14 protein-coding genes are annotated in these 13,321 nt (G+C 67.8%); 2 read left to right on the top strand and 12 right to left on the bottom strand.

All coding sequences use genetic code 11. From position 1 onward, the window contains the following. Positions 1-2: 2 nt before the first annotated feature. Positions 3-695, bottom strand: a complete 693-nt coding sequence (locus A4249_RS09250; protein WP_066552138.1) for a murein L,D-transpeptidase catalytic domain family protein — start codon at positions 693-695, stop codon at positions 3-5. Positions 696-809: 114 nt separating this feature from the next. On the opposite strand from A4249_RS09250, the gene A4249_RS09245 reads away from it, so the two are divergent. Beyond that, the gene (locus A4249_RS09245; RefSeq protein ID WP_066552136.1) at positions 810-2,135 is read left to right on the top strand and encodes a metal-dependent hydrolase family protein; all 1,326 of its coding nucleotides are present in this window, start codon (positions 810-812) and stop codon (positions 2,133-2,135) included. On the opposite strand, the gene lpxK is transcribed toward A4249_RS09245, so the two are convergent. Genes lpxK through A4249_RS09220 form a run of 5 tightly spaced genes read right to left on the bottom strand, consistent with a single transcriptional unit; the run spans position 2,120 to position 7,498 of the window. Continuing rightward, a complete protein-coding gene (lpxK, locus tag A4249_RS09240; protein WP_066552134.1) occupies positions 2,120-3,136 on the bottom strand; it encodes a tetraacyldisaccharide 4'-kinase in 1,017 nt (338 codons plus the stop codon). The genes A4249_RS09245 and lpxK overlap by 16 nt on opposite strands. Further along, on the bottom strand, positions 3,133-4,425 hold the full coding sequence (locus A4249_RS09235; protein WP_066552132.1) for a 3-deoxy-D-manno-octulosonic acid transferase: 1,293 nt from the start codon (positions 4,423-4,425) through the stop codon (positions 3,133-3,135). Before A4249_RS09235 ends, lpxK begins: the two co-directional genes overlap by 4 nt. Before the next feature lie 10 nt (positions 4,426-4,435). Next, positions 4,436-5,119, bottom strand: coding sequence for a lysophospholipid acyltransferase family protein (locus A4249_RS09230; protein ID WP_066552131.1), 684 nt, complete (start codon positions 5,117-5,119; stop codon positions 4,436-4,438). Then, a complete protein-coding gene (locus A4249_RS09225; protein WP_066554979.1) occupies positions 5,116-6,945 on the bottom strand; it encodes an ABC transporter ATP-binding protein in 1,830 nt (609 codons plus the stop codon). The genes A4249_RS09230 and A4249_RS09225 overlap by 4 nt, the downstream gene beginning before the upstream one ends. Positions 6,946-6,976: 31 nt before the next feature. Then, complete coding sequence (locus A4249_RS09220) at positions 6,977-7,498, bottom strand: hypothetical protein (RefSeq protein ID WP_066552129.1); 522 nt, start codon at positions 7,496-7,498, stop codon at positions 6,977-6,979. 88 nt (positions 7,499-7,586) lie between these two features. Between A4249_RS09220 and A4249_RS09215 the strand changes: the two genes are divergently transcribed. Further along, positions 7,587-8,252, top strand: a complete 666-nt coding sequence (locus A4249_RS09215) for a fused DSP-PTPase phosphatase/NAD kinase-like protein (RefSeq protein ID WP_066554975.1) — start codon at positions 7,587-7,589, stop codon at positions 8,250-8,252. Positions 8,253-8,258: 6 nt separating this feature from the next. Here the strand turns inward: A4249_RS09215 and A4249_RS09210 are convergent, their stop codons facing one another. The 6 genes from A4249_RS09210 to A4249_RS09185 all read right to left on the bottom strand — a co-directional run bounded on the left by A4249_RS09210 (position 8,259) and on the right by A4249_RS09185 (position 13,259). After that, entirely contained in the window at positions 8,259-8,471 is a 213-nt protein-coding gene (locus tag A4249_RS09210) for a hypothetical protein (RefSeq protein ID WP_066552128.1), read from the bottom strand. A gap of 77 nt (positions 8,472-8,548) precedes the next feature. Beyond that, on the bottom strand, positions 8,549-8,794 hold the full coding sequence (locus tag A4249_RS09205; RefSeq protein WP_017505336.1) for a DUF4170 domain-containing protein: 246 nt from the start codon (positions 8,792-8,794) through the stop codon (positions 8,549-8,551). Positions 8,795-8,889: 95 nt separating this feature from the next. Further along, the gene (locus A4249_RS09200; RefSeq protein WP_066552126.1) at positions 8,890-9,687 is read right to left on the bottom strand and encodes a 3'(2'),5'-bisphosphate nucleotidase CysQ; all 798 of its coding nucleotides are present in this window, start codon (positions 9,685-9,687) and stop codon (positions 8,890-8,892) included. After that, positions 9,684-11,039 (bottom strand): TldD/PmbA family protein, encoded by a 1,356-nt coding sequence (locus A4249_RS09195; RefSeq protein ID WP_066552124.1) that lies wholly within the window; start codon positions 11,037-11,039, stop codon positions 9,684-9,686. The genes A4249_RS09200 and A4249_RS09195 overlap by 4 nt, the downstream gene beginning before the upstream one ends. Before the next feature lie 39 nt (positions 11,040-11,078). Continuing rightward, positions 11,079-11,486, bottom strand: coding sequence for an MAPEG family protein (locus A4249_RS09190; RefSeq protein ID WP_017505339.1), 408 nt, complete (start codon positions 11,484-11,486; stop codon positions 11,079-11,081). 3 nt (positions 11,487-11,489) lie between these two features. Further along, entirely contained in the window at positions 11,490-13,259 is a 1,770-nt protein-coding gene (locus A4249_RS09185) for a M14 family metallopeptidase (protein ID WP_197458367.1), read from the bottom strand. Positions 13,260-13,321 lie beyond the last annotated feature (62 nt).

Here is a 13,321-nt window from a genome sequence, read left to right as displayed (position 1 = left end):
GCCTAGGCCGCTGCGAACAGCAGTCGGCCTTCGCCCATGCGTTCGCGCAAGGCCGGCAGGTCGGTGTGGGCGACCGAGAAACAGCCGTAGCTGCGACCCAGCTTGCCTTCGCGCGCCAGGAAGTCGGGATCCGCGTAGTCGGCGCCGTGGACGATGATGGCCCGCTCGCGCGCCTTGTCGTTAGAGTATTCCAGCCCGTCCAGCAGTACGTTCGGCCCCTGCTGCGCGCCCCAGTTGGCGCCCGCCGTCGCATAGGCGCCGATCGAGGACATGTTGGAATCGGGCGTGTTGGAAAAGCGCTGGGCATAGCCGGTGTGGCTGGGATCCGATCCCCGACCGTGGCAGGTGCGCAGCACCTTCACTTCACCCGCGATCAGGTCGACTTCGTACAGCCGCTCCTCGCCCGAGAATTTCTGGAAATCGACCAGATACATCCGGTCACGCAGAGGCAGGCGGTGATGGTGGGTGTCCAGCGCGGTCATGGCGCGCTCCATCAGCTCCTTGCGAACGTGACCGCGTGGATCCAGCGGCGGCGGCGTCAGGGCGGAGGTCTGGACCGTGGGCAGACCGACCTGCGGCATGGCGATCGGAGTTCCGTTCTGAGCCGTCGTCAGCGGCGCCGTAGCGCTCGCGCTGGCGCATCCCGCCAGCATGGCCGATCCACCCAGAATAAGTCCTCGTCTCGATAGCCGCATGCGACGCCCTCGTTGCGGTTGGTCTTGAGGCGTGTTTGTTTCAGTTGGTTACGGGCGAGGCAACCTGAGCCTTGTGGGGCATTTTTGCGGCCGACGCGTCGCGGGGAGATATCGATGAAACGTTTTGGAATCGCGCTGGCGGCGCTGATGGCGTCGGCGGTAAGCGCTCACGCGCAGCAAACCCCCGTGGCCACAGGCGTTTCGACGCAACCAGATACAACGTTCGTTGAAGCCGGAAGGTTGCTTGCGGATCCGTCGAACGGCGTTGTGCAACGCGATAAAACTCTCGTGATCAGAGGGAACCAGGTTGTTGAAGTGCGCGACGGCTTCGTCGGCGACGCATCGCAAGGCAAGGTCGTGGACCTGCGCCAGGCCTTTGTCCTGCCCGGCCTGATCGACAGCCACGTCCATTTGACGAGCCAGCAAAACCCGAACGCACGCCTTGAAGAGGTGACGCTTTCAGATGCCGATCAGGCGATGGTTGGCGCCCGCTATGCGCGTCGGACCCTGATGGCCGGCTTTACGACGGTGGCGGATCTGGGCGCCTCGAACCAGGCCATCTTCGCCCTGCGGAACGCCGTCAGGAACGGCGACGTGCCGGGACCGCGCATCATTGCGGCGGGGTCGTCGGTGTCGATCCACGGCGGACATGGCGACATCAACGGCTATCGCGAGGACGTCATGCACCTGCTGTCGTCCGAGAGCATCTGCTCGGGGCCTGAGGACTGCATGCGGGCCGTGCGCACCCAGGTTCGCGCCGGCGCCGACATCATCAAGATCACGGCCACCGGCGGCGTTCTGTCCAACACCGCCGCCGGCCTGAACCAGCAGTTCAGCGACGACGAACTGGCCGCCATCGTCGGTAGCGCCCACCGCATGGGCCGCCAGGTGACGGCGCACGCCCACGGGGTGGACGGCATCAACGCCTTCCTGCGGGCCGGGGGCGATTCCATCGAACACGGCACCTATCTGGACGACCAGTCGATCCGCCTGTTCAAGTCGAACGGCGCCTGGCTGATCCCGACCCTGCTGGCCGGCGATTTCGTGGCGCGCATCGCCTCCGGCCCCGCCAACTTCTTCACCCCCGCCCAAACGGCCAAGGCGCTGGAGGCCGGGCCCAAGATGCTGGACATGGCGCGCCGCGCGCATGAGGGCGGGGTCAAGATCGCCTTCGGCACCGACTCGGGCGTTTCGGCCCACGGCGACAACGCCCAGGAGTTCGCGCTTCTGGTCCGCGCCGGCCTGAGCCCGCTTGAGGCCATCCAGGCCGCCACCGTCGGCGCCGCCGAACACCTGCGCATCGCCAATGAGGCCGGAAAGATCGCCGTGGGCATGCCCGCCGACATCGTCGCTGTGTCGGGCGATCCGCTGACGGATGTGACCGAGCTGGAGCGGATGAAGTTCGTGATGAAGTCCGGCGTGGTCTATCGCGCCGATTGAAGCCTGTCGTTCAGGAAGGCGGCGAAAGCCGCCTCGTCCTCGAACTGGGCGACGACCGGCCAGGCGACGACGTCCTTGCGCTGCTCGGGCGTCAGCCGGACCCAGTCCTTTTCCGTCGTGACCAGGCCGGCGTCGAACACCGCAGCCCGGTCGGTCAGGAACGTCATGTCAGCGTCGCTATAGGCCGCGTGGTCGGGGAAGGGGACGAAGTCGACCAGGTCGCAGCCTGCCGCCTTCAGCGACCGCTCGACCTTCCAGGGCTTGGCGATGCCGGCGAAGCCGACCTGGGGCCCCGACGGCGGGGGCCCCTCGGGCGTCAGACGCGCGACGAAGACGGGCAGGGCGCCGAAGACCGCCAGCAGTTCGGGATCGGCCTCTTCGACATCGGTCGGCAGCATGACCACCACGGCGTCGGCGCGCGCCAGTCCGGCCTTCAGCGGCTCGCGCATGGGGCCTGAAGGAAAGACAGATCCGTCTCCGAACGGCCATTCGTCGCCGCGCGTCTCGCCGTCCACGACGATCAGGCTGACGGTCTTTTTCAGGGCCGGGTTCTGATGGCCGTCGTCCAGCACCAGAGCCAGCGCCCCCTCCGCGACGGCGGCCTTGGCGCCCGCCACGCGATCGCGTGCGATCCAGACCGGCGATCCCTGCGCCAGCATCAGGGGCTCGTCACCGACATCGTCGGCCGTATGGATTTGAGGATCGACCCGGACCGGCCCTTCGAGCCGCCCGCCATAGCCGCGCGACAGACCTTGCGCCTCCACCCCCGCCGCCCTCAGCAGCCGCAAGGTTTCGCGCGCGACCGGCGTCTTGCCCGATCCGCCGACCGTCAGATTGCCGACTGAGATGACCGCGCAGCCGGGGTCGGCGGGGACCGTTTTCGCGATCCGGCGCGCGGTCACGGCGGCCCAGACCCAGCCGAGCGGTTTCAGCGCCGTGCGCGTCATTCGGGCGTGGTTGCTGTCGCGCACATACCACCAGCGCGGCGTGCTCAGCTTCATCGCCGGCTCTGCCTCTGCGGCATCAGCGGCGATAGCAGCGCCCACAGTCGCTCTAGCCCGCCTCCAGCTTCGACAGCCGCGCGACGCCCGCGCTCGCCCATGGCCTTGGCCGCGTTCAGGTCTTCCAGCAGGGGCTCGATCACGCCGGGCAGGTCGGACGGCGCCTGAACCAGGGCCAGGCCTCCCGCCTCCACCAGGGCCGCCGTCACCGGCGCCCAGTTGGATGCATCTGGTCCCGTAATCGTCGGCTTGCCCAGCCGCGCGGGCTCCAGCGGATTATGCCCGCCGACGGGCGGCAGGCCGATGGCGGGCGCGAAAGACCCGCCCATCACCACGACATCGGCCAGCCGCAGGAACAGGCCCATCTCGTTCAGCGTATCGGCCAGATAGATGTCGGTGTCCGGCCCGATCGTCTCCCCGCGCGAGCGCATGGCGAAGGCGTATCCGTCGCGTTGCAGCGCCTGAGCGATGTGCGCCCCCCGCTCGGGATGGCGTGGCGTCAGGATCAGGCAAACCCGTTCGCTCAAATGGTCCAGCGCGCGCACGATGGCGATCTCTTCGCCCTCGTGGGTGCTGGCGGCGACGATCACCGGCCGGTCGCCGATGGCGGCGCTCAAACGACTGAAGGCGGCAGGATCGTGCGGCAGGGCCTCTCCGGACAGTTTCAGATTCACCAGCCCGTCGATCCGCGCGCCCATGCCCTCCAGCCGTTGGGCCGAGACCGCATCCTGCGGCAGGACCAGATCAAAGGCGCCGGTCAGCGCCCGCGCCGAGGCCGGAAATCGCGCCCAGCCCTCGACCGTCTTTTCCGTGATCCGCGCGCTGACCAGGGCCAGTTTCACCCCCCGCCGTTTCGCCTCAAGCAGCAGGTTCGGCCACAGTTCGCTTTCGACGAAGACCGCAAGGGCTGGCCGCCAATGGTCCAGGAACCGCTCGACCACGCCGGGGGCATCGACCGGCGCATATTGGTGGATCACGCCTGCCGGCAGTCGTTCGGCCAGAATATGCGCCGAGGTCACGGTGCTGGAGGTGACCAGAACGGTCAGGTCCGGCCGCGCCTTCACCAGCCGCTCGACCACGGGCAGCAGCGACAGGCTCTCGCCCACGCTGACGCCGTGCAGCCAGACCAGATCGCCCGCGGGGCGCTCGGTGCGAGTGAAGCCCATCCGCTCGTCCACCCGCACCGGGTCTTCTTTGCCCCGCCTGGCGCGCGCATCCAGCAGGCGCGGGGCCAGCGGCTCCAGCGCGCGCGTCGCCAGCCGATAGGCGATCAGCGGCAAGGGCGTCACGGCTGCTTCCTCACGGCTTCAGACCCGTGATCGCATCGGCCCGCGCCTCGACGGCGTTCAGCCGCGCGGCCCAGTCCTGGCGGACGTGATCCAGGTCGTCGCCGGTCGGATAATCGGCGATGTCCCACACGATGGCGCCTTTGGCGAAGGGCAGGGGCAGGATCGCGCGGTCCCAACTGCTCAGCCGGATGGCCGGATTGCACGACATGCCGATGAACAGCGTCGGCGCCTTTGAGATCTTGGCCATCATCGGCAGACCCTCGGCCATCTGGCGCGCCGGGCCGCGCGGACCGTCCGGCGTGATGGCCAGGGCGCCTTTCTTCAACTGACGCAGGCCCGCCCGCAGCGCCTGCGACCCTCCCTTGTCCCGATCCGCCTTGTCCTTGTTCGAAGACGAACCGCGAATGGCGGGAAAGCCCTGGCGGGCCACGGCCTTTGCGATGAACTGACCGTCCGCCGAGAGGGAAATCAACGCCTTGGCCGGCTGCGCGCGGTTCAGAGGCCAGCACGCCGGCGACAGGCCGATGCGCGAATGCCAGAAGGCGCACAAAACCCCGCCGCCTCGGGCCCAAACCCCCTCGGCCACCGCCTGGTTTTCATGGGTCCAGCGCATGGTAGCGAAGCAAAACTGCATCCAGTGCGCCAGGATGAAAGACAGGCTGGCCTGGACGGCCGGAATGCGCAGCGGCCTCACGCGACCGTCTCGACCATGGGCGCGGCGCCGTCCAGCGACTGCTGGCGCGCCAGGCGGGAATACAGGCCGCCTCTGGCGACCAGGGCGTCGTGCGAGCCTTCCTCGACCACCCGGCCGGCCTCGATCACATAGATGCGGTCGGCGTTCCGGACGGTGGACAGGCGGTGGGCGATCATCAGGGTGGCGCGGCCCTGCATCAGCCGCTCCAGCGCCGCCTGGACCAGGGCCTCGCTTTCGGTGTCCAGGGCGCTGGTGGCCTCGTCCAGCAGCAGTATGGGCGCATCCTTTACGAAGGCGCGGGCGATGGCGATCCGCTGGCGCTGACCGCCGGACAGACGCAGGCCCGCCTCGCCCGCGCGGGTGTCGTAACCTTGCGGCAGGGCCGTGATGAAGTCATGGGCGGCGGCGGATCGCGCGGCGTCCTCGATCTGCGCCTGCGTCGCGCCCGGCCGGCCATAGGCGATGTTGGCGGCGATGGTGTCGTCGAACAGGAAGGGTTCCTGCGTCACCAGGGCGATATGGTCGCGCAGATCATGGATGCGAAGCGCCCGCACGTCGGCGCCGTTGATAGTCACCGCCCCGCCCGTCACGTCATAGAAGCGCGGCAGCAGGCTCAGGATCGTGCTCTTGCCGCCGCCCGACGGCCCGACCAGGGCAACCGTCTCGCCCGGCGCGACCCGCAGAGACACCTCGTCCAGCGTCGGCGCATCGGTCCCGGCGTAGGCGAAGGAGACATTGTTCAGCACGACCTCCACCGGCCCGGCGGCCAGGGGCGCGGCGTCGGCCGCCTCACGAATTTCGGGCTGGATGTCCAGGGCCCCGAACAGGCGGCGCGCGGCGGTGAACCCTTCGCTCATCACCGTGGCCAGGTTGGTCACCTGACGCAGGGCTTGCCCGGCGGCCAACAGCATGCCGATGAAGGCGGCGAAGCCCCCTACCGTCATGTCGCCCGTCTGCGCCCGCCATCCGGCGTAGGCCATGACGGCGGCGACGACGATATAGGCGACCAGATCGCTGGACGGACCGGCGAAGGCGCGGGCGTTGGCGCCCTTGATGACGTGGCGCTGGCGACGGGCGACCACCTCGGCGACGCGGTCCTGTTCGGCGGCCTCGCGGTTTTCGATCTTGATCAGGCGAACCCCGTCCAGGTTCTCCATCAGGGCAGTGGACAGGTTTTCGGTCTCGGCCATGGCGCCGACGGCGGCCTTGCGCGTCTTGCGCCCGAACCGGCGCAGCACCAGCGCCACTAGCGGCACGCCCAGCAGCACGACGATCGTCAGCTGCCAGTCGATGAACCCCATGTAGATGAGGACCGCGATCAGGGTCAGCAGGTTCTGGGTGTAGTTGACCACGCCCGAGGTGAAGGCCTCGCGCACCATATTGGCGTCGAACAGCACCGAGGAGACGAAGCCGCCCGAGTGCTGGCTGCGTAAGCGCGCCAGATCGGCGCGGATCATGGCTCCGAACAGGCGGATCTGGATGTCGCCGACGATGGTGTGACCCAGCCGGTTGACCAGGGCGGCCTGGCCCAGCGCGGCGAGCGTTCGCGCAATGGCGACGGTCAAGATAGCGACCGGAATCCACACGACGGCCTTATCCGCCGGAAACGTCACGAGGCCGAACAGACTGATCGGCCTGGTCCCGCCCAGGAACAGACCGTTCACGGCCGGTTCCAGCAGCTTCAGCAGCGCCGCCGTCAGCAGGCCTGTCGTCGCCGCGCACAAGACAGACAGGATCAGCGACCCCTTGTGCTTGGACAGATAGTCGCGCCAAATCCGCGCCAGCAGGGCGCGCAGCGGCATGGTGTCTGAGGCGGCGACGGTCATCGGCTCTCGGTCGTCCGAGCCGCCGTTCAAGTCAAGGCTTGTCCGGCGACGGTTCCAGCGCAAGGCCCGGCTCGTCGGCGCGGATCAGGGTTTCGCCGGGCGCCTCCTGGATCCTGGCAGCAGGCGGAACCGTCGGATTGGACGCATATCGACGGCCGTTGAACGGCACGGCGGCCTCATAGCCCTCGGTGATTCCGCCGCCCGCGACATAGACGCCCAGATCCCGTCGGCCATGGGACTGTCGCTCTAGCAGCCGGATCGGCGCGCGCGCGACGCTGATCTCGCCGACCGAGCGATAGGTCGCGCCGGTGCGGTCCAGCACCAGCAGTCGACATCCCCCCGAGCCGCACCAGTTGGGCCCTGTCAGATAGACCAGGGTCATGGCCCCGTCCGGCGTGATCGCGGCCGTATATCGGGTGGTGTCCAGCGCTTCCTTGGCCCGGTCGCGGAGATAGGCGATCAGGGCGGGGTCTTCGGGCGGCGGCGTCTGGGCGGCGGCCGCGCCAGCCCACAGGCTGGCGGCGGCGACGGTGGCTGCGGCGAGGGTTCTCATCGGGGTGTTCTCCGGTCTCGACAAACATTCCAACGCATCAGGATCGAGATCGGATGACGCGGCGGCGTCGGATCGCTATCTGGCGGGCATGGCGCGCTTCGACCTCTCGACCGCGATGGGCCGTTTTCGGGCGCATTGGCATTATTTCTGGGCCGACCATGCGTTTCTGCGCGTGGCCTTTTCCAACGCCCATTGGCTGGGCCCGGATCTGGTGCGCACCAACCAGCCATCACCGCGCCAGCTGGCCTATTGGAAGTCAAAGGGCGTCAAGACCGTCATCAATCTGCGCGGCGAGCGAGACGAGGGCTATTATTGGCTGGAGAAGGACGCTTGCGAACGGCTGGGCCTGACCCTGATCGACGCGCCGCTGGACTCGCGCGATCCGCCAGAGACGGTGCGCATCCACCGCGCGCGCGAGTTGTTCAAGACGATCCAGTATCCGGTGCTGATCCACTGCAAGTCCGGCGCGGATCGGGCGGGAATGATGGCGGTCTTCTATAGCCACTTCCACCTTGGCGAGCCGATCTCGGTCGCCATGAAGCAGCTCTCGAAGAAATATCTGCACTCGCGCGAGGGGCTGACCGGCGTGCTGGACTATACGCTGGAGAAATACGTCAACGAGATCGAGCCAAAGGGCATCAGCTTCATCGAGTGGGTCGACAGCCCCGACTACGACCCCAAGGCCATACGCGCCGAGTTCAAGGCCGGCTGGTGGGGCACGCTGCTGACCGACAAGCTGCTGAGGCGCGAGTAGGGGGCTTCAGCCCCAGGGGCCGGTCTTCGGTTCGTCGCCGGCCTCGCCGTTTGCGAGGGCCTCGGCGGCCAGTTCGGCGTCGCGACGCGCCTTGCGGTCGGCCTCCCACCGTTTGAACCAGCGGGCGTAGTCGATATGGCCGCGCAGCGAAAAGCCGAACAGCGCCAGCACGGCCAGCAGGCTGACCAGTTGGAAGATCTGTTGCGGTTCCAAGTTCATCGTCGTCCTCGCCTACAGATCGAAACGTCGGATCGAGGAGCCGGTTCGGCCCCTCGATGTCGCACTCAGTCCTCGGCTCAGGCCGCGTCGCCGCGCGGATCGATCAGCTTGTGGGCGTGCAGGATGAAATAGCGCATGTGGGCGTTGTCCACGGTCGCCTGAGCGCGCGCCTTCCAGGCCTTCTTGGCCTCGTCATAGCTGCCGAAGGCGCCGACGAACTCGACCTGCGACAGGTCGCGGAAGGTCGGCTCGCCCAGGTGACGAAGCTCGCCGCCGATCACGATGTGCAGCAGTTGCGGCGGGACGGCGTTCTGATCGGTCATCGGAAATCCTGAAGGCTTGGGGGAGGAGGTTTGCGCGCGGCATAGGCCGAGAACGCCCTCGGATCAATGTGGGCCGGGGTTTTTCCGCCCCCGCCTTAGGTCGAAAGCGGCACGTTTTTACAACGCCGCACGATCATCGGCTGGATGATCGGGGCCGCGCAGACCAGGCTGGCCTGGCGCGGATCGGGCCGGTTGAACGCCCACGGCCGCCCGTGGTGATCGCTGACCCTGGCGCCGGCTTCGGTCGCGATCAGCCAGCCCGCAGCGACGTCCCAGTCCCATTTCGGCGTCAGGGCCAGGGCGGCGTCGAAGGCGCCGGCGGCGACCAGCGCCATCCGATAGGCCAGGGCGTTGCGTTTCTCGAACCGCATCGCCGGCCACGGCTCGTCGTCGAAATAGGGCGCTTCGATCAGTCGCGCATCGCCCAGGATCGAGGCGTCCTCCAGCGTATCGATATCCGAGGCGTGGATCGGTCGGCCATTACGTCGCGCCCCGCCGCCGCGCGTCGCCACATAGGTCTCGTCCACCTCGGGCGCATGTATGACGGCGGCGACGACCTCGCCGTCCTCGACCACAGCGATGGGCACGCACCACCACGGCGTCCGCTTCATATAGGCAACGGTGCCGTCGATGGGATCGACCACGAAGATGCGTCGTTTCGACAGACGCTCGGCCGTATCTGCGGTCTCTTCCGACAGCCAGCCATAGTCGGGCCGCGCCGACAGCAGCCTGTCCTTCAGCATGGCGTCGACCTTCAGGTCGCCGCTGGTGACGGGCGAACCGCCGACCTTGGACTCGATCTTCAGCCCCGCCTCACGCTCGGCGATGGCCAGCGCCCCGGCGTCGATGGCTGCCTGGCGGATCAGGTCGAGGTCGGCGTGCAAGTCGATCATTTGCCCGCGATGGCCACCGCATCGAACATCAGGCTGGGCACGTTGAACCCGCCCCGGAACTCCAGATCCGAACCGCGCTGGATGCGTAGATAGAGGTCGGTCAGCTTTCCCGCGACCGTAACCTCGCTGACCGGATAGGCGATCACGCCGTTCTCGAACCAGAAGCCCGACACCCCGGCGGACCAGTCGCCGGTGTTGCCGTTCAGCGACGGGCCGAACATCGACGTCACCAGAAGGCCGGTCCCGGCATCCGCCATCAGGCCCGCCAGATCCCGCTCGCCCGGCTCCATATGCAGATTGTGGGTCGAGACGCCGGATGGCCCGGCCAAACCCCGCGATGCATGGCCGGTGGTTTCCAGGCCCAGTTGTCGGGCCGATGCGCTGTTCAGCAACCACGTGGTCAGGACGCCGTCGTCGAACAGGGCGCGCTTCTGAACCATTGCGCCTTCGTCGTCGAACGGGGTCGATCCCATGCCGCGGGGGCGGAACGGATCGTCGATCAGGGTGACGCCCTCGGCGAACACGCGCTGGCCCAGCCGTTCCTTCAGGAAGGAGGTGCCGCGCGCGATCGACGGGCCGGAAATGGCGCCGATGGCCGGCGACACGATCTGGCCCGCCATCCGGTTGTCGAAGATCACCGGGGCAGTGGTGGAGGCGATCTTGCGCGGCCCCACGCGCGCCGCGGCGCGCTCGCCGGCGGTTCCGCCGATCAGGTCTGCGCCCGGCAGGTCGGACAGATGGCGGGTCGAACGGCTCTCGCCGCCGCGCTCCATCGCGCCATCCTTTTCGGCGATGACGCCGACGCCCAGCGAGAAGGCCGACCCTTCATAGGCGCCGTCAAACCCGTGAGAGGTCACAAGCTGCCAGCGGCTGGACGACCAGCCGGCGTGTCCGCCTTCCGACCGCGCCACGCCAGGGACCGCGAGGGCCGCCGCCTCGGCCTCGGCCGAGACCTGTTCCAGAGTTTGGGCGCTGCGTTCGCTGGGATCGAACAGGTCCAGATCAATGAACGGGCCGCGCGCCAGCCGATCCTCGGGCGCGAAACCCGCGTGGGGATCTTCCGGCGCCAGCCGCGCCATGGCCACGGCCCGCTCGACCAGCCGCGCCTGGGTCGCGGGCGAAAGGTCCGAGGCCGAAACGGACGCCTGCCTTCGGCCCACGAAAACGCGCAGGCCCAGATCACGCGATTCCTCACGTTCGACGTCTTCCAGCTTGCCGTTGCGCACCCCGACCGACAGGGATCGGCGATCGGCGCTGACCGCCTCTGCGGCGTCGGCGCCGGCCTTCAGCGCGGCCTTGACGATGTCTTTGAGAAGATCGGTGGAAACGGGCGCAGCCAGGGTTTCAGTCATGCCCCGATATGGCGGACGCCCCGCTGCACCGCAACCGCGTCAGACGACGGCGAAGGCGATCAGGCCCACAGCCGCCGTCAGCAGCGCCACCCAGGTCAGCAGCATGCCGACGACGCGGCCCAGCGACGGCCCGGTCTGCAGCAAAAGGCCCAGGGCATGGGCGACCCGGCCGACGAACAGCGTCGCGCCGACCCCGTGGACCATCCAGGCTGGCGCGCCGACAGCGGCCAGCAGCAACATGGCGATCATGCCCGGCGTCGCATATTCCACCAGATTGCCGAAGGCGCGGCTGGCGGCCATCAGATCCGCGTTTCCGCCGTCGCCGAACGACACCATGTGTTTGCGCCGCCCGCTGACCACGATGCCCGACAAGACCAGCATCATCAGGATCAGCAGGCCGCTCCACAGGGCGGCGGCCTGGACGGCGTACATCAGCGGCGTGGTCATCGATCAGTCCTCGCGCCCGACGGGGTAGAGCAGATAGTGGTCGTCATAGAAGGGCGTGCGTTCATAGAACCAGGCCAGACGCGCCTGCGGATCGGCGGCGAACGTGGCGTCGGCGGCCACCTTGGCCTCGAACTCGGCCTTCAACGCCGGGTCCGCCGCCATCATCTTGTCCGCAAGCGGGGCGATGGCGTAGGCCTCGATATATTCGACGCGGCTCATCACCTCGGGGAACATGCCCCAGGCGAAGAAGCTCTCGCTGGATTGCGGCTCCAGCAGCAGCACGACGATGTCGCCCAGCGGCTGATCCGTCGGCACGCGCACCGAGCCGGTCGGATACGTCCAGTCGCGCTTCTCGACCTCCACCGTCTTCACCGAAGCCTGCACGTGACCTTCGTTGGCGCGGGTCGCCAGCTTGGGCTCGACCAGGCGCAGCATCGAAAGGTTCACGGTGCGCGCAGCCTCGACCGTCTCCATTTCGATCCCGTGCGTTTTCAGCCGCTCGATGATGTCGGTGCGATAGCCCGGCACCCAGTAGGCCGTCGGCCGCTTCAGGCTCAGCGTCGGCTTGGAGCCATAGAAGGGCATTTGCCACAGGTCGGGATCAGGTTGGCCCAGCCAGCGGATTTCCTTCCGACCCGAGGCGGGACTGTCATACATTTCGTACAGCATGCCCTTGAAGGGCCGGGTGGACGACGGCGTCTCGTCGGCCTCGAAGTTGGCGGGGATCTGCGAAGGACGCAGGGCCTTGTCCTGATCCGTCGCGGCGCGAAGACCGGCGCCCTGATCGGCCAGCAGCCGCATCGCCTCCTCGATGAAGACATAGGTGCCCAGCACCCGCTGCTCATGCGGTTTCAGGCTGTGGTTCTCGATCAGGATCGTCGGCACATGGGCGGCCGCGCCCCAGCCGTTGGAAAACCGCTCGCCCAGGCCGCCGTCCGACAGGCCCTTCTTAGGTTCATCGTCGTCGATGCCGAACACCAGTTCGCCGGGGATATGGCCTTCGCGTTGCAGCGCGGCGTTCATCGCCGGCTTGAACACCGAATCCAGCCAAGCCGAGCCGTTCGGCGAACGGCTGAAGGTCCCGTCCTCGCCGTTGAAGCCGTAGGTGACATCGTACTGGTAATCCATGCCGTCGGTGACGTGGACGTCCACATACAGGTCCGGCCGGTATTTCAGGATCAGGCCGCGCACGGCCCGCATCTCGGGCTGGTCCAGCTTCAGATAGTCACGGTTCAGGTTCTGGTTGGTCGCCGTATTGCGCCAGCCCTGGATGCGGGGGCCGCGCTGGTTGGGCCGGGAATAGGGGCCGGAACGCTCATGGCCGTCCACGCTCAGGATCGGGATCAGGATCAGGTTGACCCGGTCCAGCAGGGCCTCTTTTCCATAGAAGGCGATGTCGCGCAGCAGCATCATGCCCGCGTCCTTGCCGTCGATCTCGCCGGGGTGGATCCCCGCCTGGATCATCAGCACCGGCTTGGCCGGATCGAACGTCGAGCCATCCTTGGAGGCGATAACCGCATAGATGGGTCGGCCCTCGGGCGAGACGCCGAACTGCTCCATGCGGATCAGATCGCTGGCGGCGTCCAGACGATCGAACCAGGCGCGGGTGTCGACATAGTTGGGGCTGAAGTCGTGGCCCGGATCGGCCTCGAACGCCGTGACCCACGGATCAGACGCATCGCGCAGCAGCGCCTTGGACGCACCGTCCCAGGCGGGGGCGGGCGGCAGGAAGGCCTGATCCCAAGGTGCGGTGTTGGGAAGCGTTTGGGACATGGCGGGGCTCACGCTACAGGCAAGGGCGGCGACCAGCGCCGAAACCAGAAGAGGGGACTGCA

It is taken from the genome of Brevundimonas sp. GW460-12-10-14-LB2 (genome assembly GCF_001636925.1).
Lineage (GTDB): Bacteria > Pseudomonadota > Alphaproteobacteria > Caulobacterales > Caulobacteraceae > Brevundimonas > Brevundimonas vesicularis.
Note: the sequence above shows the minus strand (reverse complement) of the source record. Positions and strands in the feature narration are given on the sequence as shown.

Bases quoted from the DNA above. Each gene is read 5' to 3' on its own strand.
- A4249_RS09250 (WP_066552138.1), bottom strand. From the start codon at position 695: ATGCGGCTATCGAGACGAGGACTTATTCTGGGTGGATCGGCCATGCTG.
- A4249_RS09245 (WP_066552136.1), top strand. From the start codon at position 810: ATGAAACGTTTTGGAATCGCGCTGGCGGCGCTGATGGCGTCGGCGGTA.
- lpxK (WP_066552134.1), bottom strand. From the start codon at position 3,136: ATGAAGCTGAGCACGCCGCGCTGGTGGTATGTGCGCGACAGCAACCAC.
- A4249_RS09225 (WP_066554979.1), bottom strand. From the start codon at position 6,945: ATGACCGTCGCCGCCTCAGACACCATGCCGCTGCGCGCCCTGCTGGCG.
- A4249_RS09220 (WP_066552129.1), bottom strand. From the start codon at position 7,498: ATGAGAACCCTCGCCGCAGCCACCGTCGCCGCCGCCAGCCTGTGGGCT.
- A4249_RS09215 (WP_066554975.1), top strand. From the start codon at position 7,587: ATGGCGCGCTTCGACCTCTCGACCGCGATGGGCCGTTTTCGGGCGCAT.
- A4249_RS09210 (WP_066552128.1), bottom strand. From the start codon at position 8,471: ATGAACTTGGAACCGCAACAGATCTTCCAACTGGTCAGCCTGCTGGCC.
- A4249_RS09205 (WP_017505336.1), bottom strand. From the start codon at position 8,794: ATGACCGATCAGAACGCCGTCCCGCCGCAACTGCTGCACATCGTGATC.
- A4249_RS09200 (WP_066552126.1), bottom strand. From the start codon at position 9,687: ATGATCGACTTGCACGCCGACCTCGACCTGATCCGCCAGGCAGCCATC.
- A4249_RS09195 (WP_066552124.1), bottom strand. From the start codon at position 11,039: ATGACTGAAACCCTGGCTGCGCCCGTTTCCACCGATCTTCTCAAAGAC.
- A4249_RS09190 (WP_017505339.1), bottom strand. From the start codon at position 11,486: ATGACCACGCCGCTGATGTACGCCGTCCAGGCCGCCGCCCTGTGGAGC.
- A4249_RS09185 (WP_197458367.1), bottom strand. From the start codon at position 13,259: ATGTCCCAAACGCTTCCCAACACCGCACCTTGGGATCAGGCCTTCCTG.